23 protein-coding genes are annotated in these 21,090 nt (G+C 67.6%); 16 read left to right on the forward strand and 7 right to left on the reverse strand.

Going from position 1 to position 21,090, the window contains the following annotated elements:
- Positions 1 to 117 precede the first annotated feature (117 nt).
- From LC490_RS23270 to LC490_RS23280, 3 genes are all read left to right on the forward strand, one after another.
- Positions 118 to 546 (forward strand): RidA family protein, encoded by a 429-nt coding sequence (locus LC490_RS23270; RefSeq protein ID WP_031371991.1) that lies wholly within the window; start codon positions 118 to 120, stop codon positions 544 to 546.
- Positions 547 to 746: 200 nt separating this feature from the next.
- Positions 747 to 1,301, forward strand: coding sequence for an HD domain-containing protein (locus tag LC490_RS23275; RefSeq protein ID WP_223621774.1), 555 nt, complete (start codon positions 747 to 749; stop codon positions 1,299 to 1,301).
- 75 nt (positions 1,302 to 1,376) lie between these two features.
- Complete coding sequence (locus LC490_RS23280; RefSeq protein WP_223621775.1) at positions 1,377 to 2,258, forward strand: aldo/keto reductase; 882 nt, start codon at positions 1,377 to 1,379, stop codon at positions 2,256 to 2,258.
- Positions 2,259 to 2,328: 70 nt separating this feature from the next.
- Here the strand turns inward: LC490_RS23280 and LC490_RS23285 are convergent, their stop codons facing one another.
- Positions 2,329 to 2,868 carry an SRPBCC family protein gene (locus LC490_RS23285; protein ID WP_223621776.1) on the reverse strand — a complete coding sequence of 180 codons (540 nt, stop codon included), beginning with the start codon at positions 2,866 to 2,868 and terminating at the stop codon, positions 2,329 to 2,331.
- A gap of 18 nt (positions 2,869 to 2,886) precedes the next feature.
- The gene (locus tag LC490_RS23290) at positions 2,887 to 3,501 is read right to left on the reverse strand and encodes a YciI family protein (RefSeq protein WP_223621777.1); all 615 of its coding nucleotides are present in this window, start codon (positions 3,499 to 3,501) and stop codon (positions 2,887 to 2,889) included.
- 85 nt (positions 3,502 to 3,586) lie between these two features.
- Between LC490_RS23290 and LC490_RS23295 the strand changes: the two genes are divergently transcribed.
- The 5 genes from LC490_RS23295 to LC490_RS23315 all read left to right on the forward strand — a co-directional run bounded on the left by LC490_RS23295 (position 3,587) and on the right by LC490_RS23315 (position 9,342).
- Positions 3,587 to 4,642 (forward strand): alpha/beta hydrolase, encoded by a 1,056-nt coding sequence (locus tag LC490_RS23295; RefSeq protein WP_223621778.1) that lies wholly within the window; start codon positions 3,587 to 3,589, stop codon positions 4,640 to 4,642.
- A gap of 256 nt (positions 4,643 to 4,898) precedes the next feature.
- On the forward strand, positions 4,899 to 5,804 hold the full coding sequence (gnd, locus tag LC490_RS23300) for a phosphogluconate dehydrogenase (NAD(+)-dependent, decarboxylating) (protein WP_031371985.1): 906 nt from the start codon (positions 4,899 to 4,901) through the stop codon (positions 5,802 to 5,804).
- Between the two features lie 118 nt (positions 5,805 to 5,922).
- Positions 5,923 to 7,161, forward strand: coding sequence for a heparan-alpha-glucosaminide N-acetyltransferase domain-containing protein (locus LC490_RS23305; protein WP_051884935.1), 1,239 nt, complete (start codon positions 5,923 to 5,925; stop codon positions 7,159 to 7,161).
- Positions 7,162 to 7,429: 268 nt separating this feature from the next.
- A complete protein-coding gene (locus LC490_RS23310) occupies positions 7,430 to 8,680 on the forward strand; it encodes a glycosyl hydrolase family 8 (RefSeq protein ID WP_051884933.1) in 1,251 nt (416 codons plus the stop codon).
- A 209-nt stretch (positions 8,681 to 8,889) separates the two neighbouring features.
- Entirely contained in the window at positions 8,890 to 9,342 is a 453-nt protein-coding gene (locus tag LC490_RS23315) for a hypothetical protein (protein WP_223621779.1), read from the forward strand.
- 75 nt (positions 9,343 to 9,417) lie between these two features.
- On the opposite strand, the gene LC490_RS23320 is transcribed toward LC490_RS23315, so the two are convergent.
- Complete coding sequence (locus tag LC490_RS23320; RefSeq protein ID WP_031371981.1) at positions 9,418 to 9,612, reverse strand: hypothetical protein; 195 nt, start codon at positions 9,610 to 9,612, stop codon at positions 9,418 to 9,420.
- 290 nt (positions 9,613 to 9,902) lie between these two features.
- Here LC490_RS23320 and LC490_RS23325 point away from each other — a divergent pair, with 290 nt between their 5' ends.
- The gene (locus LC490_RS23325; RefSeq protein WP_223621790.1) at positions 9,903 to 10,697 is read left to right on the forward strand and encodes an N-acetylmuramoyl-L-alanine amidase; all 795 of its coding nucleotides are present in this window, start codon (positions 9,903 to 9,905) and stop codon (positions 10,695 to 10,697) included.
- A 6-nt stretch (positions 10,698 to 10,703) separates the two neighbouring features.
- Here the strand turns inward: LC490_RS23325 and LC490_RS23330 are convergent, their stop codons facing one another.
- Together LC490_RS23330 and LC490_RS23335 are read right to left on the reverse strand one after the other, a co-directional pair.
- The gene (locus LC490_RS23330; protein WP_223621780.1) at positions 10,704 to 11,279 is read right to left on the reverse strand and encodes an NAD(P)H-dependent oxidoreductase; all 576 of its coding nucleotides are present in this window, start codon (positions 11,277 to 11,279) and stop codon (positions 10,704 to 10,706) included.
- A 137-nt stretch (positions 11,280 to 11,416) separates the two neighbouring features.
- Complete coding sequence (locus LC490_RS23335) at positions 11,417 to 12,652, reverse strand: APC family permease (protein WP_223621791.1); 1,236 nt, start codon at positions 12,650 to 12,652, stop codon at positions 11,417 to 11,419.
- A 614-nt stretch (positions 12,653 to 13,266) separates the two neighbouring features.
- Here LC490_RS23335 and LC490_RS23340 point away from each other — a divergent pair.
- Entirely contained in the window at positions 13,267 to 13,449 is a 183-nt protein-coding gene (locus LC490_RS23340; protein ID WP_057916776.1) for a hypothetical protein, read from the forward strand.
- 219 nt (positions 13,450 to 13,668) lie between these two features.
- Positions 13,669 to 14,460 carry a lytic transglycosylase domain-containing protein gene (locus LC490_RS23345; protein WP_223621781.1) on the forward strand — a complete coding sequence of 264 codons (792 nt, stop codon included), beginning with the start codon at positions 13,669 to 13,671 and terminating at the stop codon, positions 14,458 to 14,460.
- Between the two features lie 55 nt (positions 14,461 to 14,515).
- On the opposite strand, the gene LC490_RS23350 is transcribed toward LC490_RS23345, so the two are convergent.
- Together LC490_RS23350 and LC490_RS23355 are read right to left on the reverse strand one after the other, a co-directional pair.
- A complete protein-coding gene (locus LC490_RS23350; protein ID WP_223621782.1) occupies positions 14,516 to 15,679 on the reverse strand; it encodes a PQQ-dependent sugar dehydrogenase in 1,164 nt (387 codons plus the stop codon).
- Positions 15,680 to 15,880: 201 nt separating this feature from the next.
- On the reverse strand, positions 15,881 to 16,384 hold the full coding sequence (locus tag LC490_RS23355; protein WP_031371974.1) for a hypothetical protein: 504 nt from the start codon (positions 16,382 to 16,384) through the stop codon (positions 15,881 to 15,883).
- Between the two features lie 276 nt (positions 16,385 to 16,660).
- Here LC490_RS23355 and LC490_RS23360 point away from each other — a divergent pair, with 276 nt between their 5' ends.
- From LC490_RS23360 to LC490_RS23380, 5 genes are all read left to right on the forward strand, one after another.
- Positions 16,661 to 16,849, forward strand: a complete 189-nt coding sequence (locus tag LC490_RS23360) for a CPXCG motif-containing cysteine-rich protein (RefSeq protein ID WP_031371973.1) — start codon at positions 16,661 to 16,663, stop codon at positions 16,847 to 16,849.
- A gap of 61 nt (positions 16,850 to 16,910) precedes the next feature.
- Positions 16,911 to 18,083 (forward strand): winged helix DNA-binding domain-containing protein, encoded by a 1,173-nt coding sequence (locus LC490_RS23365; RefSeq protein WP_223621792.1) that lies wholly within the window; start codon positions 16,911 to 16,913, stop codon positions 18,081 to 18,083.
- 50 nt (positions 18,084 to 18,133) lie between these two features.
- Positions 18,134 to 18,328, forward strand: a complete 195-nt coding sequence (locus LC490_RS23370) for a hypothetical protein (RefSeq protein WP_152566217.1) — start codon at positions 18,134 to 18,136, stop codon at positions 18,326 to 18,328.
- A gap of 118 nt (positions 18,329 to 18,446) precedes the next feature.
- On the forward strand, positions 18,447 to 18,830 hold the full coding sequence (locus LC490_RS23375; RefSeq protein WP_031371971.1) for a hypothetical protein: 384 nt from the start codon (positions 18,447 to 18,449) through the stop codon (positions 18,828 to 18,830).
- A 1,077-nt stretch (positions 18,831 to 19,907) separates the two neighbouring features.
- On the forward strand, positions 19,908 to 21,090 hold a 1,183-nt coding region (locus tag LC490_RS23380; RefSeq protein WP_223621783.1), incomplete at its 3' end, for a hypothetical protein.

Raw genomic sequence — 21,090 nt, forward strand, 5'->3', positions numbered from 1 at the left:
GACCGATGCAGTGAATCGTCGTGAGCTAGAGAGCGAGTCGAAGCGCCGCACTGACCGTCGTATTGAATATGACGGCGATCGACCGCAGCTCGATAACCCCACATCGAAGGAATCGCAATGAACGCTGCAAACCCGAAGCCGGTCCTGATCCTCAGCAACCCGGCCGGCCTCTACGATCCCGCCCCCAATGGTTACTCGCACGTGGCCGAAGTCGCCGGCGCGGTGCGCTGGGTGTTCGTCGCCGGGCAGGGCGGCGAAACCGCCGACGGCGCGCTCGCCGACGATTTCCAGGCGCAGGTGCGCCAGGCCATGCACAACCTGGTCATCGCGTTGAGGTCGGCCGGCGCATCGCCGTCGGACGTGGTCAAGCTGACCGTGTTGATCGTCGATCACAGCGAAGCGCGCCTGCATACGTTCGGCGCCGAACTGGCCGCGGCCTTCGGCAGCGAGCACCGCCCGACCTGCACCCTGATTCCGGTGCCGAGACTGGCGCTGGACGGCATGCTGTTCGAGATCGAGGCGCTCGCCGCCGTCGCGGCTACGTAAGCGCAGCGAGGGCGCGCAAGCGTTTCTCAGCGGAAACATTGCGCCGGGACCGGCGCGGCTGCGGCGGTCTATAATGGCCGCAGCGGCCGTGCCGGTTCGCAGCCCGCGAACGACCCGTCGCCATCCCCTTTCCGATTCCCGCCGCGCAGCCGATGCTGCGTGGCGCGAGCCGCTGGGCGGAGACCTGCAAGGAGCAGCTCATGCACACGACCCATGGATTGTTGATTCGCGCCGCTGCCTTCGCGGCCGAGCGCCACCGCCATCAACGCCGCCGCGATGCCGAGGCCTCGCCCTACATCAATCACCCCATCGCCCTGGCCGACGTGCTGGCCAACGAAGGCGGCGTCGACGACGCGAACGCCTTGTGCGCGGCCTTGTTGCACGACACCGTCGAGGACACGCAGACCAGCGCGGCCGAGATCGAAGCGGTGTTCGGCGCGCGTATCGCCGCCATCGTGCTCGAGGTCAGCGACGACAAGTCGCTGCCCAAGGCCGAGCGCAAGCGCCTGCAGATCGAGCACGCGCCGCAGCTGTCGCGCGAGGCCCAGCTGATCAAGCTGGCCGACAAGATCTGCAACTTGCGCGATCTGCTCGCGCAACCGCCGGCGGATTGGCCGGCGCAACGCAAGCAGGATTATTTCGATTGGTCGGCGCAGGTCGTCGCCGGCGTGCGTGGTGTCCACCCGGGTCTGGAGGCGGTGTTCGACGAGGTGCATGCGCGCGCGGGCGAACTGGTCGAGCGCCAGCCGGCCTGATCGCCGAGGCGGTGCGGACTTCTGCCGCCGCGGGCGACCCCCTAGACTGGGGTCTTTCGACTTCGGCCCCCGCCCATGTCCCATCCGGATCCGTTCCTGTCTCCGATCGTCGCCGGCGCCTGGCGCATGGCCGAGTGGAATTTCGACGTCCAGCAACGCCTGCACTGGATCGGCGCGGCCCTGGATCTCGGCATCACCAGCTTCGACCACGCCGACATCTACGGCGACTACGGCGTCGAGGCCTTGTTCGGCGAGGCCCTGGCGGCGAATCCCGGATTGCGCGAGCGCATCCAGATCGTCAGCAAGTGCGGAATCAAGTTGACTTCGGCGCAACGCCCGTCGCACCGGGTCAAGTCCTACGACACCTCGCCCGAGCACGTGATTGCTTCGGTCGAGAATTCATTGCGCGCGCTGCGCACCGATCGCCTCGACCTGTTGTTGATCCACCGCCCCGACCTGTTGATGGACGCCGATGCGCTCGGCCGTTGTTTCGACGAGCTCAAGGCGGCCGGCAAAGTCCTGCAGGTGGGCGTGTCCAATCATTCGCCGTCGCAACTGGCGCTGCTGCATTCGCGGCATTCGCTGGCGACGCACCAGGTCGAACTCTCGCCGCTGCATCTGGCGGCGCTGGACGACGGCACGCTCGACCAATGCCAGACCCTGGGAATGCGGCCGATGATCTGGTCGCCGCTCGGCGGCGGGCGTTTGTTCGGCCAGGGCGATGCCCAGGCCGTACGCGTGCACGAGGTGTTGGCCGCGCTCGGCGAACGCTACGGCGCCTCGGTGGCGACGATGGCCTATGCCTGGTTGCTGCGGCATCCGTCGCGGCCGTGGCCGATCACCGGCAGCGGCCGCGTCCAGGGCCTGCGCGATGCGGTTGCCGCGCTGTCGATCGAGCTCGATGCCGAGGACTGGTACCGGATCTGGCAAGCCGGCGCGGGTCGCGAGATCGCCTGATCGGAGCGCGAAACGACGAAGGCCGCATCGCGGCGGCCTTCGTGGGTAATCCGTTGCCGGACTGGCGCGCTCAGGCGCGCGCCTGGCCTTCGGCGATGCTCTTGAGTTGCTTCAGGCCGTCCTCGAACTGAGCGCCGAGCACCTTGTCCATGTTCATGAGCAAGCCCACCGCCTTGAACATGAAGTTCTTCTCGCCGCTCATCGACCAGGTCACCTCGGTCTTGTCGCCGACCGGCTTGAAGGCGAACTCGGCGAGGTTGGTGGCCTGGAAGGGCTTGCGGAACGCGAGCTGGATCCGCATGCGTTCGCCGGGCCGGCTTTCGAGTACAGTCGCGCGGCCTTCGCCGGCGTCCTTGTTGCCCGCCCAATCGTAGATCGCGCCTTCGCCGATGGCCGGGCCTTCGTAACGACGCTGCAGGTTGGGGTCGAGCTTCTCGTACGGGGACCACGCCGGCCATATGCGGAAATCCTCGACCTGGGCGAAGGCCACGGCGGGCGGCGCATCGACGACGATGCTGCGGGCGATGCGGAACTTCGATGGCTGCAGGGCGGCGATGATGGCGAACACGACGACGAGTACGACGATGACGAGCAAGATGATCTTGAACATGCGGGTGTCTGCTTAAGTTTAGAGGGAAGGGATGGGGCTCAGGATGCCGCGATTCTGCAACTGCTCGAAGCCTGCGGCGGCCTGCTGCACGTCTTCGGGAAAATCTTCCATCTCCTGGACCTGACGCACTTCGATGGTCTCGTTGTCCGAGCCCGGGCAGCGCGTGGCCCAGGCGATCGCTTCTTCGCGCGAGGCGACATCGATCATCCAGTAGCCGCCCAGCACTTCCTTGGCTTCCGGGAACGGGCCGTCGGTGATTTTGGGCTTGCCGCCGGCGAAGCTGACCCGCGCGCCCATCGACGGAGGGTGCAGGCCGTCGAGCGCGATCAACACGCCGGCCTCCTGCAATTCGCGGTTGTAGGCCATCATCGCCTCGACCGCTTCTGCGCTCGGCAAGGTGCCGGCTGCGGCGGATTCGTAACCTTTGGGAATCATCAGCATCATGAAGCGCATCGGGGTATCTCCTGGGGATGTCGTTATGGGAAGCGGCGGCCGTCCGGTGTCGTAGCGTGTTGCGAAGCCGCGCTCTTGTAATGACGACGAACCGGCGACCGCCGGATCGACACGTTCGCGAAAATATTTTTTGCAGCTGCCGTCGGCGCATCCGGGCAGTGCTGCGGAACTGAATCGCATCTGTCTCGGCCGCCGCGGCCCCCATCTCGCTGCGGCGCACTCCTGCTTACCATCGCCGCTTCATTGACCGAAGGCGAGGGCGGTAATGAGCAGTCCGAACAAGACCTGCGGCAGGCTGGCGACGGCGCTGCTGGCGACCGTGGCCTGGGCGGCCGGCGCGGCCGATGCGCCGCCCGGGCCGACAGCGAAAGCCGTTTCGGATCTGGCCTTGGACGCCTACGCCGAACCCGCGCAGCGGGTCGACATCGGCAAGGGGCGCCATCTCAATCTGCGCTGCAGCGGTCAGGGCGAGCCGACGGTCCTGTTGGACGCCGGTTTCGCTGCGGATTCGCTGTCCTGGGCCAAGGCGCAGCCGCTGATCGCCGAACGCAACCGCGTCTGCGCCTACGACCGCGCCGGCGTCGGCTACAGCGACCCCGGCCCGCTGCCGCGCGATCTCGATGCCGACGTCGCCGACCTGCATGCCTTGATCGAGGCGGCCGACCTCGATACACCGTTGATCCTGATCGGCCATTCCTATGGCAGCCAGGTGGTGCGCCGTTTCGACGAGCGCTATCCCAAGCAGGTGGCGGCGCTGGTGCTGGTCGACCCGCCGGTGCAGAACGTCGCCGAATTTTCCCCCGGCTATGCCCAACGCGAAGCCGAGATCGCGCCGAAGATGCTGGCGATGTACCGCAGCTGCGAACAGGGCGCGCGGGACGGTCGGCTGACCGCGACGCCGCCGGCCGAACTCAAGTCCTGTCTGCGTGGGCCGAATCCGAACTACAGCGAACGCTTGAATGCGGCGATCCTCGCCTGGCGTTCCAAGCCGGCGTTCTGGGCCGGGTTGATCTCGGCCTCGGAACACCGCGGCGCGCTGTACGACGGGCCGGTGCCGAAGAGCGAACGCCACGACGGCAAGCCGGTGATCGTGTTGAGCGCCGACCGGCCTTATCCGGGCGCCTCGCCGAAAGACCAGCAGTCCCTCAGCGCGGCCCGCGAGCAGACCCACACCGCCTTGATCGGCACCACGCGCCTGGGCAAGCGGGTCATCATCGAGAACAGCTCGCACGACATCCCCGTCGACCAGCCGAGCGCGCCGGCGATCGCGGTGTTCGAGGCGATGCAGATGCGCCAGCGGGCGAAGACCGGCAAGGACTAGATCGCCGCATCGGCGGCGCGATCGGGCCGATGCGATCGATGAGGCGCCGAGGTTCGTGTCGGCGCCAGGTCGTGTCGATGCTGGACCGGAGCGTTGCGCATGCTGCGATTGCGACGTTTCGCTTTGCGTCCATCTTCTAGGCGATCACACCCGATTTGCATCGCAGACGCGACAATGGCGTCGACCCGGTCGCCAACGCGCACCGGAACCCGATGGATTGCGGCGCCTGCCGTCCGAATACAACAAAGGAGACATCATGGATCTGGGCATGGTCGGTCTGGGGCGCATGGGCGCCAACATGGCCGAACGACTGGTGCGCGGCGGACATCGAGTGGTCGGTTTCGACCCCGGTCCGGCGGCGCGCGAGCAGGCGGTGACGCGCGGCATTGAGGCGACTGCTTCCCTGCGCGAACTGGTTGCGGCCTTGCCGGCGCCGCGCGCGGTCTGGCTGATGGTGCCGGCCGGCGCAGTGGTCGACTCGACCCTGGCCGAACTGCTGCCCTTGCTCGCCCCCGGCGACAGCGTGGTCGACGGCGGCAACTCCAACTACAAGGACAGCATGCGGCGCGCCGCCCAACTCGCCGAGCACGGTCTGCACTATGTCGACTCCGGCACCAGCGGCGGCATCTGGGGCCTCAAGGAAGGCTATAGCCTGATGATCGGCGGCGACGAAGCCGCGGTCGAACGCCTGCGTCCGATCTTCGAGACGCTGGCGCCGGCCGCGGATCGCGGTTGGGGCCGGGTGGGGCCCAGCGGAGCCGGCCACTTCACCAAGATGGTCCACAACGGCATCGAATACGGTCTGATGCAGGCTTATGCCGAGGGCTTCGCGATCATGGGGCACAAGGCCGACTTCGGCCTGGACCTGCACCAGATCGCCGAGATCTGGCGGCACGGCAGCGTGGTGCGCTCGTGGTTGCTCGACCTGAGTTCGGACGCGCTGGCCAAGAACCCTTCGCTCGACGGCATCGCGCCCTATGTCGAGGACTCGGGCGAAGGCCGCTGGACCGTCGCCGAGGCGATCGATCTCAACGTCTCGGCGCCGGTGATCACCGCTTCGCTGCTCGAACGCCTGCGCTCGCGCGACAAGGACTCCTTCGCCGACAAGCTGCTGGCGGCGATGCGCAACGAATTCGGCGGCCACGCCATCCGCAAGGAGTAAACCGGTCTGGCCGGCGCCGCGATGGCGCCGGCCAGGGCCGCGGTAACGGTGCGGCCGGTGCCGGTGGCGGGCCCGCGCAGGCGCTATGCTCGCGGCCAGGCCATCGGAAGCCGCCGCCATGCCGAGTACGCCGTCTACCGTCGCCGCATCGGATCGGCCCGATGCCGATTCGCCCTCGTCCGCTCTCGGCCCGCCCCGCCTCGGCGCAGCGCGCCTGGACATGGTCGATGCCCTGCGCGGTCTGGTGATCGCGTTGATGGTGCTCGACCACGTGCGCGACTACTTCCACTGGCAGGCGTTCGTGTTCAGTCCGACCGACCTGGCCAAGACCACGCCGTTGTTGTTTGCGACACGCTGGGTCACCCACCTGTGTGCGCCCAGCTTCGTCCTGCTAGCCGGCGTGTCGATCTTCCTGCAACAGGCCGGCGGCGCTTATCCGCGTCCGGCGCAGTCACGGTTCCTGCTCGGCCGCGGCCTGTGGCTGATCGTGCTGGAACTGACCGTGATCGTGTTCGGCTTCAACTTCGTCTGGCCGTTCCTGTTCCTGCAGGTGATCTGGGCGATCGGCGTCGGCATGGTGGCGATGGCGGCCTTGATCTGGCTGCCGCGCACGGCGGTGCTTGCGCTTGGCATCGTCATCATCGCCGGGCACGGTTTGCTGGCGGGATTCGACCCGAGCCGATGGGGGGCGCTGGCGCCGCTGTGGACCTTGGCGATGCGGCCCGGCGCGGTGCCCGGCCTCGAAGGCTTCGTCGCCTATCCGGCACTGCCCTGGGTCGGCATCCTCTGCCTCGGCTATGGCCTCGGCCCGCTGTTCTTGTTCGATGCGCCGCGGCGCCGGCGCGTCGTCGCCGCGCTCGCGCTGGCGATGCTGGCGGCGTTCGCGATCCTGCGTGCCGGCATCGGCTTCGGCGATCCCTCGGCGTGGCAGCGCCAGGCCGACCCGCTCTTCGATGCGATGGCCTTCGTCAACGTTTCCAAGTACCCGCCTTCGCTGCTGTATGCCTTGGTCACGCTCGGCGTATCGCTGTTGGCGATGTTGGCGTTGGAGCATTGCGCGGGTTGGCTGCGGCGCGTGCTGCTCGCATTCGGCCGCACGCCCTTGTTCACCTACCTGCTGCATATCTATCTCGTGCACGGCCTGGCCTTGCTGGTCGGCGTCGCCAGCGGCATTCCGGCGGCGGTGTTCGTCGGCATTCTCGGCAACGCCGGGCGCATCGCCGAATCGGGTTGGGGGGTGAGCCTGCCGGCGGTATTCGGGCTGTGGCTGGGCGTGCTGGCGGCGCTGTATCCGCTGTCGCGCTGGTTCGCCGGGGTCAAGGCGCGGCGCCGCGATCGCTGGCTGAGTTATCTCTAGGCCTACGACGATCGTCGATCTGCGAAGCCTGCCCGCCGCATTCACGCGCGCGGTCACGTCTGAACGAATGCTGCGCTGCACCGCGCGCTAGCCTCGGTCTGCGTCCGGCGCGGTGCATCGCGCGTTGTCGGACGCGTAACGCCGCCGCGCCCGCACTCGATCCGTTCATCGAACACCAGCCATGCCGCGCCGTCGAATCGGAGCGGCGAATGGCGAAGTGCGCGCGCGGTTCCCGCCAGGCCTTCGTTCCCCACCTTCGGAGACACCCATGTCAGTGCACACGAAGACGACGCGCCACACCTCGCTGCGACGCTGTCTGCAATCGCTCGCTCTCGCCGTCGCCACCACCGCCGCGTTCTCGGCCGCGGCCGCACCCAACTTCCCGTTCGGCAGTCATCGCCAGGCTTATGCCAGCGGCACCCTGAGCCCGAGCGTCGGCCGCGCCGCGGCCGACCAGTCCACGGCCTCGTTCTATCGCACCTGGAAGCAGCGCTACCTCGTTCCGGCCTGCAAGGCCGGCGAGTATCGGGTCAAGGCCGCTACCGAGGACGCCTACGTGGTCTCGGAGGGACAGGGCTACGGCATGCTGATCACGGTGATGATGGCCGGCGAAGACCCGCAGGCACAGACCTTGTTCGACGGCCTGCACCGCTACAACCGCGGCCATCCGAGTTCCAACGACAGCGACCTGCTGGCCTGGGCGCAGAACGCCAGTTGCAACAACATCCTCGACCCGGACTCGGCCACCGACGGCGATCTCGACATCGCCTACGCCCTGCTGCTGGCCGACTTGCAATGGGGTTCGAGCGGCGCGATCAACTACGCCGCCGAAGCGCGCAAGGTGATCGCCGCGATCCGCCGCAGCAACGTCAATCCCACCACCAAGCTGGTCAACCTGGGCGACTGGGTCAGCACCGACACGCCGAAGCATTACTACGCCACCCGCAGTTCCGACTGGATGCTCGGCCACTTCCGCTCCTTCGCCAGCAAGCTCGGCGACAGTTATTGGACCGGCGTGCTCGGCGCACACCAGAACCTGTTGTCGACGATGCAGACCAGTTACGCGCCGAACACCGGCCTGGTGCCGGACTTCATCGTCAACACCAACACGACCGCCAAGCCGGCGCCGGCGAACTTCCTCGAAGCCGACACCGACGGCTATTACTCCTGGAACGCCGGACGGGTGCCGTGGCGGATCGGCATCGACGCCGCGGTCAGCGGCGACAGCCGTTCGCGCAGCGCCGCGCGCAAGCTGAGCCAGTGGATCCGGGTCAAGGCCGGCAACGATCCCAACCGCGTGCGCAGCGGCTATCGCCTCGATGGCCAGGTGGTCGAGAACTACAACAGCATGTTCTTCACCGCGCCGTTCGCGGTCGCCGCGACCGTCGACCCGAATGCCCAGGCCTGGCTCGACAAGCTGTGGAGCTACACCGTCTCCAGCGGCCCCAGCGACTACTACGGCGACAGCGTCAAGCTGCTGTCGATGCTGGCGGTGTCGAACAACTGGCTGAAGCCCTGAGCCGGCCGGGATCTTCGGACGAACCGCCCGATTAGGACAATCGCCTAGGTCGAAAGTCTATGGAGTGTGCCCGGCGTCCCGATTAGGATCGGGGCGCCGGGCGTCGATGTGCGATGGCGCCGGCATCGACCATCCATGACAGGGAAGGCGAACCGGACGGTTCGTCGCCCCGCGGCGTCCGCGCCGTTATCGACGAGGCATAAGGGACCATGCGAAAGATTCTATCGACCTTGATTCTGGCCGCGGCTTGCGCGACGGCCACGGCTTCGCCCGACCGGGCACCGTTCGAAGTACAGGGCGTGCTGGAGCAGCAAAAGCAGATTCGCACCGAAGTCGAGACCGGCAAGGGCGCCTATGGCGGCCTCGACGCGAATGCCCGTAGGGAACTGACGACGCGCCAGGAGCGCTTGGTCAAGCTGCTCGAAGGCCGTCGTTACGAGGACCTCAGCGAGAGCGAACGCGAGAGTGCGCATGGCGACCTGGCCTGGATCGCGCAGGCCGCGCGCAGCGACGAGGAGAAGTTGATTTGCGAGCGCGTGCGGCCGATCGGCAGCAACCGGGTCGAGCGCGTGTGCAAGACCGCATCGCAGCGTCGCAAGGAACAAGAGGCCCGCGGCCAGGATCCGGAGTTGCTGCGCCAGCAAGGCCGGCCGACGATGTAATCGGCCGCTTGCCGCGCGGATCGACCCGCGCGGCAAGCGCCTGCGTCAATCGCCTGCTTTAGTCGCTATCGCGGCTCAATCGCAGCAACGACAGGGCTGGCCGTTGCCCGGGTACCAACCCGGCATGCCGCCGCAGCGGTCCTGACAAATCTTGTAGCTGCACAGTGCCTGGTCGGCCGGCGCCGACGAGGCCGCCTGGGCGATGCCGAAACCGAAGCCGAACGCGGCCAAGGCGAATGCGGCGACGAGTCCGAAACCTTTGCGCTTCATGCGTGATCCTCCTGTCGTGGCGAATGGTCGTGACGAATCGTCCGGCGCCGTGCGGCACGCTGGTCCGGCGGCGCCGGGGCGCGGGCGAGTGCCCGTGCCGGCGGCCACTGTAGGCGCCCGTGTACCGGCGTTTTGGCGAGCGCGTCACCAAAGCGCAGGCCGCAGCGGATGAACAGACGGTCGAATCGGCCTGAGGCGCGATCTTGCCGCACTCGCGAGCATTTGCCCGCGATCGCCGGCTCGCGCGATCATCGGCGCATCGATCGCCTCACGAGCGCCACCGCGTGTCCATGCCCTATCGTCGTCCGCTGCATTCGTGCGCCGCAGCGCTGATCCTCGCCCTGGGCGCCTGCGCGACCGCGCCGTCGCATAATCCGCTCGCGCAATGGCATGGCTCGCCGAACTACAACGAGCGCGGCGCGCAGCTCATCGTGCTGCACCACACCCAGATGGAAAGCGCCGAGCGCGCCTTGCTGACCCTGCAGACGCGCAACTCGCAGGGGCGGGTCAGCGCCCATTACCTGATCGGCGCCGACGGACGCATCTATCAACTGGTCGCCGACACGATGCGCGCCTGGCATGCCGGCGCCGGCAGTTGGGGGGAGATCAACGATCTCAATTCGGCCTCGATCGGCATCGAACTCGACAACGACGGCAGCGAGCCTTTCGAGCAGGCCCAGATCGACAGCCTGCTGCGCCTGCTCGACGACCTGACCCGGCGCCTGAACATTCCACGCCATGCGATCGTCGCTCACGGCGACCTCGCGCCGACGCGCAAGACCGACCCGAGCGTGCTGTTTCCGTGGCGGCGCCTGGCCGAGGCCGGCTTCGGCCTGTGGCCGCGCGCCACGCCTGCAGAACCGCCCGCGGGTTTCGATGCTTGGGCGGCGTTGCGTTTGGTCGGCTACGACCTGCGCGACCCCGGGGCGGCGCTGGCGGCGTTCCATCGCCGTTTCCGCGGCAACGAAGCGCGCGAATGGCAGCCGGGCGATGCCGCGATCCTGTTCGATCTGCAACGCCAGCTCATGCAGTTGCCGGACGGCGCGCCCGCGCCCGCGCCCGCGCCGCCGCCGCCGTTGCAATAAGCGAGCTCAGGCCGCGGCTTCGTACGGCGTGGCCGAACGCGCATCGCGCAGCGCCTGCGACCACCAGCTCAGCCGCGACAGCATGGTCGTCATGGCCTTGCCCGCGGCGAGCGGTTCGTGCAGTTCGCCGTCGGGGCCGAACTGGCGCCAGGCGCTGACCAGGTTGACGCTGTCGCGCAAGGTCACTGCGTGCAGCTCGGCGAAGACCTGGCGCAGTTGCTCGATCGCGCGCAGGCCGCCCGAACTGGCGCCGTAGCTGACGAAGGCGACGGGCTTGGCCTGCCAGGGTTCGTAGCAGGCATCGATCAGCGCCTTCAGCGGCGCCGGGTAACCGTGGTTGTATTCGGGCGTGACGATGACGAAGGCATCGGCGGCGTGCAGGCGCTGGCGCAACTGTTGCAGTTGCGCTTCGTCCTGGCGCAGGACGCGACCCGACAAGGGCCAGTCGGCGGGATCGATGGGTACGGTTTCGAAACCGCCGTGTCGGTCGATATGGCGTTGGGTCCATTCGGCGACGACGTCGCAGAAGCGGCCCTCGCGCGCGCTGCCGTAGATCAGCGCGAGTTTGATGTTGGGATGCATGCAGGTCGGTGGTTGGGGAACATGCCGGGCAGCTTAAAACCTCAAGTAATGTCGAGGTCAAGCGCTGCTTCGGATGCCCCCTCCCGGTGCCGCTGCGGCGTGCCGGCGGCGAACCGCCGGCGTGCAATGTCTGCGGCTCAGGCCTCGGGCTTGCGCCGGAACTTGTAGATCACCGCGCCGACCGCGAGCGCGATCGCCGCGGCGATCAGGTTGGCGGTGCTGGCGCTGGCGAGCAGGCCGAGCGACAGCACGATCGCCGCGATCGGGATGATCGGGCCGCCCGGCAGTTGCAGCGCGCCTTCGCTCTTGCCATGACGCTTCTGCAGCACCAGCACCGACACCGCGGTGCCGATGTAGGTGCACAGGCGCGCCACCACCGAGAGCAGGGCGAGTTGCTGGAACGAACCGGTCAGCGCCAGCGCCAGCGCGACCACGCCCAGCAGCACCACCGCACGCGCCGGCGTGTGGAAGCGCGGATGGATCGCCGACAGGGCGCGCGGCCCGTAGCCATCCTTGGACAAGGCCAGCAGATAGCGCGGGCCCATCATCACCGTATTGCTGTTGGTGCCCAGGATGGAGATCGCCGCGCCGACCGTCAGTACCAGCGCCAGCCCGGTGCCGCTGAAATGCGCGGCGGCTTCGGCGAGCGGGCTCGACGACTGGGCGATGCCCGGCAAGGTGCCCAGCGCGACCAACTGCACGGTGAAATAAATGATGGTGACCAGGACGATCATGGTCAGCAGCGCGAACGGCACGTCGCGGCGCGGATTACGGTATTCGCCGGCGGCCGCCGGCAGGTTTTCGAAGCCGGCATAGGCGAACAACAACAACAGCGCCGCCTCGCCGAGGTGATCCATCGGCATCGGCGTGTCCGAGGACAACAGCGAAGCATCGAAATAGAACGCGCCGATGGCGACGAACAACAGCAGCGGCAGCAGCTTGCCGATCGCCAGGGCCACGCCGGCCCGCGCCGCGGTGCGCACGCCGATGACGTTGATCAACACCAACAGGCCGAGCGAGCCGGCGACCACCGCCACGCGGGCGACCCCGCCTTTCGCCGCCGGCCAGAACAGCCCGACCGCCTCGGCCAGGCCGTTGCTCAGCGAGGCCGCGGTCGAGATGCGCGTGACCAGCAGCATCCAGCCGACCTCGAAACCGGCGAAGGGGCCGAAAGCCTCGCGGGCGTAGAGATAGCCGCCGCCGGGTTGGTCGAAATAGCTTGCCGCCTGGGCGTAGCACAGCACCAGCAGGGCCACTGCGAATCCGGCCAGCAACACCGCCCACAGACTGGCCGGGCCGAGCAGGGCGGCGGCGGTGGCCGGCAACAGATAGATGCCGCTGCCGATCACGTCGTTGATGGACAGGCCGACGATCTGCCAACGGCTGACGGCGCGGACGGTGCCGGGGCGACCGTCGTCCGGAGCAGGGGCCGCGGCGGCGGCGGGCGAGGACGAAACGGGCGCGTGCGGCGTCGGCTGGCTCAAACGGTGGTTCCCCTCGCTCGGTGGCGGTGCGGCGGACCGCATGCGGCGCCGATCTCGTCGCACCTTAGTGCCTGCGGCCTGCCGCTTTCAATCCGCACTGCGGCATGTGGGCCGGAGCGAAGCGCATAAGCAGGCTGGGCCGGGTCGCAGCGGGGTCCGGCCGATGCGTGCGAACGTCGCCAGGCGATCGAGGAGCGTCGAGCTGCGCCGAATGCGCGCCCGGTTCGTAAACGTTTTGTTGCGTTCAGTCGCGGTCGCGCCATCGCCGAAGGCACGAATGAGGCCTGACGCACGTTTTCGCCGGTTCATCGGGCCGCGCCTAACGCGTATCGCCGGTGGACTGGTTAAAGAAACGTAGCCGGCGGACTTCGCGGCGCGTTTTCGTTCATGGCGATGACCGCAGTGTGCAGTCCGTGCCTACGAACCACGGCACGCGTTGCAGCAACGACGATCCAACCGATCCGATCGATTCGATTCACACGACACCGGAGGTAACCGCATCCATGAAGACCACCATTCGCACCGCACTGTACGGCCTGGCCGCTATCAGCGTGCTCGGCCTGGCCGCTTGCGCCAGCAAGGGCGAGACCACCGACGCGCCGGCGGCATCGAGCGCACCGGCGGCCGAAGCCGCCCCGGCCGATGCGGCCGCTCCGCCGGCGAGCGGAGACGGTTCGGGCACCTGATTCCAGGACGACGGCCATCGCGAGCGATGGCCGTCCCCAGCCAACGCAGAAGGGCGGCCGCGAGGCCGCCCTTTCTGTTGCGCCGGCCTGGTCGCCAGGGGCGATCCGGGTTCGAGCCGCTTTCGTGGCTGAACGCGATCTTGGCAATCGTGAACCCAGCGCGGCCGCCCTGACCTTCGGCGCTGGCGCGGGCCGCCGGCAGGCCTAGAATCGCGGCGAATGAACACCCGTCCGTCCGCCGCCCTGCGTGTCGTCGCTGCCGTCGTCCTGTTCGCGCTGGCCGCGGGGGCGCAGGCGCGCACCGTGTATCGCTGCGTGCGCGACGGCACCGTCAGCCTCGCCACCGCGCCCGAACCCGGTTCGCGCTGCGTCGCCAAGGAGTTCGACGACAATGCCGCCAAGCTGCCCAATCTGTGGGGCGAGATGGGCGTGATCAACGGCAACCTCTACGAACGCCAGCAGGACGGCAAGACCGTGTACAGCACGCGCAAGCTGCCCGGTTCGGTGCGGGTGATGGGTTTCACCGTGGAAACGCCGCCCGGCGAGCCGGCGCATCCGGGCCTGGGCAAGGTCGGCAAGGCCCAGCTCGATAAATTCCCGGCGCAGTTCCGTTCCGCGGCCAAGGCCAGCGGCGTCGACGATGCCTGGCTGCGCGCGATCGCCCATGCCGAGAGTGGCTTCGATGCCAAGGCGGTCTCGTCCAAGGGCGCGCAAGGGGTCATGCAACTGATGCCGGAGACGGCCAAGGAATACGGCGTGCTCGATCCGTTCTCGTCGACCGAATCGATCAACGCCGGCGCCCGCCACCTCAAGGCCCTGATGCGGCGCTACAAGGGCGATCTGATGTTGGTCGCGGCCGCCTACAACGCCGGCATCGGCACGGTCGCCCGCTATGGCGGCGTGCCGCCGTATCGCGAAACCCAGGAATACATCGCCAAGGTGCAGGCCCTGCACCAGCGTTATCAACTCGCCCTGGGCACGCGCAAGCCGGTATTGAAGGCCGCGCAATAAGGCCGTGGCCCTCTCCCGCGCTCGGGAGAGGGCGTGGCCGGCACGGCGCTTGGGCTTACAGCGGGGTCAACCGCAGCAGGCGCGCATTGGTGCCGTCTTCGAGCACCCAGACGTCGCCGTTCGGGCCTTGCTCGACTTCGCGGATGCGCTTGCCCATCGGATAGCGCTCGGCTTCGGCGGCGGTGTTGCCGCTGAAGCGCACGCGGATCAGGGCCTGCGAGGCCAGGCCGCCGATCAGGCCGTTGCCGGCCCAGGCCGGGAAGCGGGTGCCGGAATAGATGACGAAGCCGGCCGGGGCGATCACCGGCGTCCACCAGGCTTCCGGCGCGTTGAGGTCCGGGCGCGTGCTGTGGCGCGGGATCGGCGTGCCGTCGTAGTGATCGCCCTGCGACACCAGCGGCCAACCATAGTTGGAACCGCGTTCGATCAGGTTGATTTCGTCGCCGCCTTTCGGCCCCATCTCGTGGATCCACAGCTTGCTCTGCGCATCGAAGGCGATGCCGAGCAGGTTGCGGTGGCCGTAGGACCACACCGTCGCGGCGACGCCGCCGCGGCCGTAGAAGGGATTGTCGGTCGGCACGCTGCCGTCGTCGTTGAGGCGGATGACCTTGCCGAGCGGGGAATTGAGGTCCTGGGCCGGATCGAACTTCTGCCGCTCGCTTGAGGTGATCCACAGCTTGCGATCGGGGCCGAACGCGAGGCGGTGGCCGTAGTGATTGCTGCCGCTGACTTTCGGCTGGCGCCAGATCACCCGCAGTTCGCTCAGCGAAGCGCTGGTCGAGGTGATGTTGAGCTTGGCGCGCGCGACCGTGGCACCGGCGGTGCCGCTGGTGCTGCCGCGTTCGGCGTAGCTGATGTAGATGTATTTGTTGGTCGCGTACTGCGGATGCAGGATCACGTCGCCGAAGCCGCCCTGGCCGCCATAGGCGACCGCGGGCACGCCGCTGACGGTGCGCGCGCTGCCGCCGATGGTCTGCAGCTTGAGCACGCCGCGCTTCTCGGTGACCAGCAGGCGGCCGTCGGGCAGGAAGGTCATCGCCCAGGGTTCGTTGAAGCGCGCGACTTCGGTCGCGGTGAACGGCAGCGCCTTGGTCGATTCGGCCGCGCTGGTCGCGCTGGCGTTGTCGGCGCTGGCGCGGTCGAGGGCACAGGCCGCGGGCGCGGCGAAGGCGCCGAGCAGCGCGGTGGAGCAAACGAGAGAGAGCATCGAGCGGTTCATGGTGGGTCTCCGATGTCCGGCAGGCGTGGGTTTGAGGCCGGCCGAGAGTGCCATCGAAGAACCGCCGGTCTTGCGACCGGATCGGCAGTTCGCGGCGCACGCAAGGGCGGCGCCGCGATTCGCAAACGCGATCACGCAGGCAATGAGGCCTGGACGCTACGAAGTCGTGAGCGCGCCGCCGCTGCGGCGGCGAACTGGAGCTCAGGCGAACGCCTTGAGCGAATCGAACGGCAGCAGTTCGGCGCCGACGGCGTTGCGCAGCACCCGCGCCTCGGCTTGCAGCAGCAGGTCGCGGTCGCCGTCGATCACCACCAGGATGCGGCCTTGCTGGATATGCGCGTCGAATTTGCGCCGGATCGGGTCGGGCAGGGCCGAGCCCATCAACGCCGAGGCCCAGCAGCCGACCATGGCGCCGGCCACGGTGGCCGCCGCCGCGCCGGCGATGGTCAGGCCGATCGGACTGATCACGACCGCGAGCAAGCCGGCCAGCAAACCGGTGGCACCGCCGTAGCCGGCGCCGCGCAGCGCCGCCGACATCAGGTCGGTATCGGCTTCCTTGCGATCGTTCGGAATCGACTTGAGTTCGATGTCGGAACGCGCGATCAGCAGGATGTCGTCGTCGTGCACGCCGGCTTCGCGCGCTGCATCCATGGCGGCTTGCGCGGTGGCGAGGTCGGGCGTGCTGAACACGTGGCGGGTCTTCATGTCGCATCTCCGGATGCGGACGGTTCGCCTTGATGGGCGCATGCCGTCATGGGGCGCCCGAGGGCGCCGATCGCATCGGCCCGGCAAGAGGCTGCTGCCAGCCCGGGCCGTATCGTCATCAGCTTCCGCCGCGCCGGGTTAGTCCAGAGTGAGCGCGCGGGCGCAGGCGACGAACGGTCGCTCGCGATGCGCTGGCGCAGTCAGGAACGAGGAATCACTGGACGCAGGAATCGCCCCGGCACCATGCTATGCGCAGTCCGTCACCGGGGCATCGCCATGTTGCCGAGCGTCGAAGTCCAATGTCCTTACTGCGGCGAGCCGATCGATCTGGTCATCGACGATTCCGCCGGCGACCAGCGCTATATCGAAGACTGCCAAGTCTGCTGCCGGCCGATCGTGGTCGCGGTCAGTCTCGACGAGGACGGCCAGCCGCACGTGGCGGTCTACGCGGAAGACGAGGCGTGATGCCCTTGGCGCTGCGAGGGGCAATGCGCTCGGTTCATCGTTCGAGCGGGGTTTGACCACGATGCCGAGCGCGAAACGCGTCGCGACGGCGAGTTCGGGCAAATCCAGGCAGGCTGCCGCCGAGGTATTGAGCGCACGTGCGCTGAACCGCGCGCTGTTGGGGCGGCAGTCCTTGCTCGAACGCAGCCGCGAATCCGTGCCGGCGATGGTCGAGCGCCTGCTCGGCCTGCAGGCGCAGGCGCCCAATCCGCCTTACCTGGGGCTGTGGACGCGGTTGCGCGATTTCGCCCTGGACGATCTGACCGCTGCGATGCAGGCCCGCGAAGTGGTGCGCGCGACGATGATGCGCGGCACCTTGCATCTGGTCAGCGCGCAGGACTATCGAAGACTGCGCCCGGTGTTGCAGCCGGTGTTGCAGCGGCTGTCGTTGCAGAGCGGTCATGCGCGGGCTTTGCAGGGTTTGGATTTGGCGACGTTGCGGCGTGCCGGCTTCGAGGCCTTGCGCGCGCAGCCGCTCAGCGCGACGGCGCTGGGCGAGGCGCTGCGTGCGCATTGGCCCGATCACGACGCCAACGCACTGGCTTCGTTGGTGCGCGGCGCCGAGCCTTTGGTGCACGTGCCCCCGGCGGGCCTGTGGGACTCGCATAAGCCCGCGTGTTTCGCCACCGCGATCGATTGGCTGGGCGCGTCGATAGACGACAACGCCGACGAGGCGGCGATCGACGCGATGCTGTTGCGTTATCTCGGCGCCTTCGGCCCGGCCAGCGCACGCGATGCGACGACGTGGTCCGGGCTGACGGCGACGCGCGAGCGCCTCGAACGCCTGCGCCCCGGCTTGCGGGTGTTTCGCGACGAGGCCGGCACCGAGTTGTTCGACCTGCCCGATGCGCTGCGTCCCGATTCGACTACGCCGGCGCCGGCGCGGTTGCTGCCCGAGTTCGACAATGTCTTGCTCTCGCACGCCGAGCGTTCGCGCATCTTCGACGAATCCTTGCGGGGCGCGATCTTCACCCGCAATGGCCTGGTCGCGGCGACGATCCTCGTCGACGGCTTCGTCGCCGGCACCTGGAAGCTGCAGCGCGACGCCCGCTCGGCGACCTTGAGCATTACCCCGTTCAGGCCACTCAAGGCCGCCGATCGCGAGGCCCTGAAGCGCGAGGCCGAGCTGTGTTTGAGCGTGGCGGCACCGAGTCAGGCACAGCGCGAGCTGCGTTTCGTCGCAGCGACTGCATAAAGGACGCCGCGGCCTGCGCTTTGCGTCGCCGATGAATCCGATCTTGAACGATGAATGCGCGGCTGCGCGAAGAGCGCATCGATCGCGTTGATCTGCGCATTCGTAAAGGTTGTGTTGTGTTCAGCGAATGCGCGCCGTCGTCGCGCCGTCTATTGGCGCTGCAGGTCACGTTTTGCCGTGTTCCGGCAACTCACTTCGCCGACGGCCTAACGGCATCGGCCGCGCTTGTGGTTAAGCCAACGTAGCTTTAACGCTTGCGGACGCCGATCGGTTCAGAAGCGCGGCGGCAAGGTGGACTCGTGCGGTAAGCGCCACCGGCAGTCGAGACCGCGCAGTACAGCAAACTCATTCCAGGAGACATTCATGAACCAGATTTCCCGCAAGTCGCTGATCGGTACCTTGGCTCTGGTCGCTTCGCTGTCCGCGCCGCTCGCGTTCGCACAGTCCACGACCGCCGCGCAGACGCCGCCGACCGAGGACGCCGCCGCCGCGGCCACCGGTGCACAGGACGCAGCAGCGACTTCCGCCGCCCAGCCGACCGCCGCCGCCCCGCAGAAGAAAAGCTGGGCCGACGTCGACGGCAACAAGGACGGCAACCTGAGTAAGACCGAGGCCGCTGCCGTACCGGCGCTGGGTCAGGTCTTCGAGCAGGCCGATGCCGATGCCAACGGCGCGCTGACGCCTGACGAATACAAGGCTTACGTCGCCAAGGTCCAATCCAATGGCGGCGCCAAGAACGGCGGCTGATACCGCCTATCGGGGTGCAGGATCTCCTGCGTTGTGTGAAGGGCGGCCCTCGGGCCGCCCTTTTTTATGGGCGCGATTCCCGGCCAGGGCGACTTCAGCCGGCCGACGGGTGCGCTCTTCGGCATTCGCAGACTGCGGTCGGGTCGCGATCGTAGCGGCCCTGAGGGGCGCTGCCGCCGGAGACCGAGGCCGTCGGACCGGCCCGCTTACGCCATGACCGACACCTCAAGTTTCACTGGCTGCCCGAGTCTGCTGGGGCGGCTTGGCCGTGGGCCGCCGGCGGGGCTTGGTTAGCGGTCGCGATCTCCAAGGCCGCTCCGGTTCTTCCCGGGCATTCGCTGAACCGTTCAGGCGTCTCATTCAGTTATTGATAGAGGTTCAGCGAACAAAGCATGTAACCGACAGGCGGTCACCGAAATTCCGTGACTCCGGAGCAATCTGTGTTTATCGTCACATTAATGGGCGGTGAGGTTAGTGGATTGTTAAACGCAAGCGGGAAGCACACTAACTATCGAAAGGGCTGATTTCATCGAGATCGGTCCCGTCTGCGGACAGGGGTTGGGGCTTTAACGAGTTGTAGCGATAGGACTCTCAGAGGGGAGAGGGATATGGCTCGACGCGGGACCGAGACAAAAGTTTCATTTGAAACAATCAACGGCGCAGGCCGGCCCAAGCGCGGCCGGCCGCTCTGCTGCAGCCGCGGGGGAGACATAGCTCTCCCATCCGCTTTGCCCCTGCTGGCGCCAACTGGCGCCGCTAGTAACCAAAGTGACGCTTTGGGGCACATCCAGACCAAGCCGCTTTTTGAGATCTTCAGATTTCATAAAAGTGAGACGGCTGGCACAGTTTTTGCAGCCGCACTGAGCATGTCCGTGTCCGTTCTTCTCTTCAATCGGGGCTCATCCATTCATTTATGTGAAGGATGAGTCCAATGGCCGCCTGCGACGTAAGGCAGGCAGCAGTCGCGCCAGATCGGGCGACAGGGGTAGTCGGGGCCGGGAAGCATTTCGAGCACTTAGCTAGCAACACGTCGCGTGCCAACGAGCTCGGCACGACGGCAACCGGGGAGCAAACAGCGTGATCGCCAAATTCCAAGCCCTCGCGACAGCGTTCAGCCGTCGCATGATCATGCCGGTCGCGCTAGCGGCCTCCCTTCTGCTGTCCGCGGACCCGGTGCATGCCCAGGCCGTGAATACCGCGAGCGTGACGCCCCCGACCGGGGTGACCGATCCGACCTGTAACGTCGCCAATCCCCCGTGTAACAGCGCGACGGACAGCGACTCGATCCTGGCGTCCCTGACCCTGGTCAAGACGGTCACCAACGACAACGGCGGCACCGCGGTTGCTACGGCTTGGACGCTGGAGGCGGCTGGCCCGACCAACATCAGCGGCGCCACCGGCGCCACCGCCGTCACCAATGCCCCGGTCAGCCCGGGCAGCTACACCCTCTCCGAAACCGGCGGTCCGAGCGGCTACACCGCCAGCACCTATAGCTGCGTCGTCAACGGCGGCGCCCCGGTCGTTTCGAACAGCCTGACGCTCGCCTTCGGCGATACCGCGACCTGCACCATCAACAACGACGACCAGGCGGCGACGCTGACCCTGGTCAAGACGGTGACCAACGACAACGGCGGCACCGCGACGATCAGCGACTTCCCGCTGACTGCGACCGGTCCGACCACGATCACCGGTGTGAGCGGTACGGCGACGGTGACCAATGCACCGGTCAGCGCCGGCGTCTACACCTTGACCGAAGCTTCGGTGGCCGGTTACACCGCCGGCGCCTGGAGCTGCACCGCGGGCACGCTGTCGGGCAACAGCCTGACGCTGGCCAATGGCGTGAGCGCGACTTGTACGATCGTCAACGACGACCAGGCGGCGACGCTGACCCTGGTCAAGACGGTGACCAACGACAACGGCGGCACCGCGACGATCAGCGACTTCCCGCTGACTGCGACCGGTCCGACCACGATCACCGGTGTGAGCGGTACGGCGACGGTGACCAATGCACCGGTCAGCGCCGGCGTCTACACCTTGACCGAAGCTTCGGTGGCCGGTTACACCGCCGGCGCCTGGAGCTGCACCGCCGGCACGCTGTCGGGCAACAGCCTGACGCTGGCCAATGGCGTGAGTGCGACTTGTACGATCGTCAACGACGACCAGGCGGCGACGCTGACCCTGGTCAAGACGGTGACCAACGACAACGGCGGCACCGCGACGATCAGCGACTTCCCGTTGACCGCGACCGGTCCGACCACGA

Source organism: Lysobacter sp. ESA13C (assembly GCF_019970005.1).
GTDB classification, from domain to species: Bacteria; Pseudomonadota; Gammaproteobacteria; order Xanthomonadales; family Xanthomonadaceae; genus Lysobacter; species Lysobacter antibioticus_B.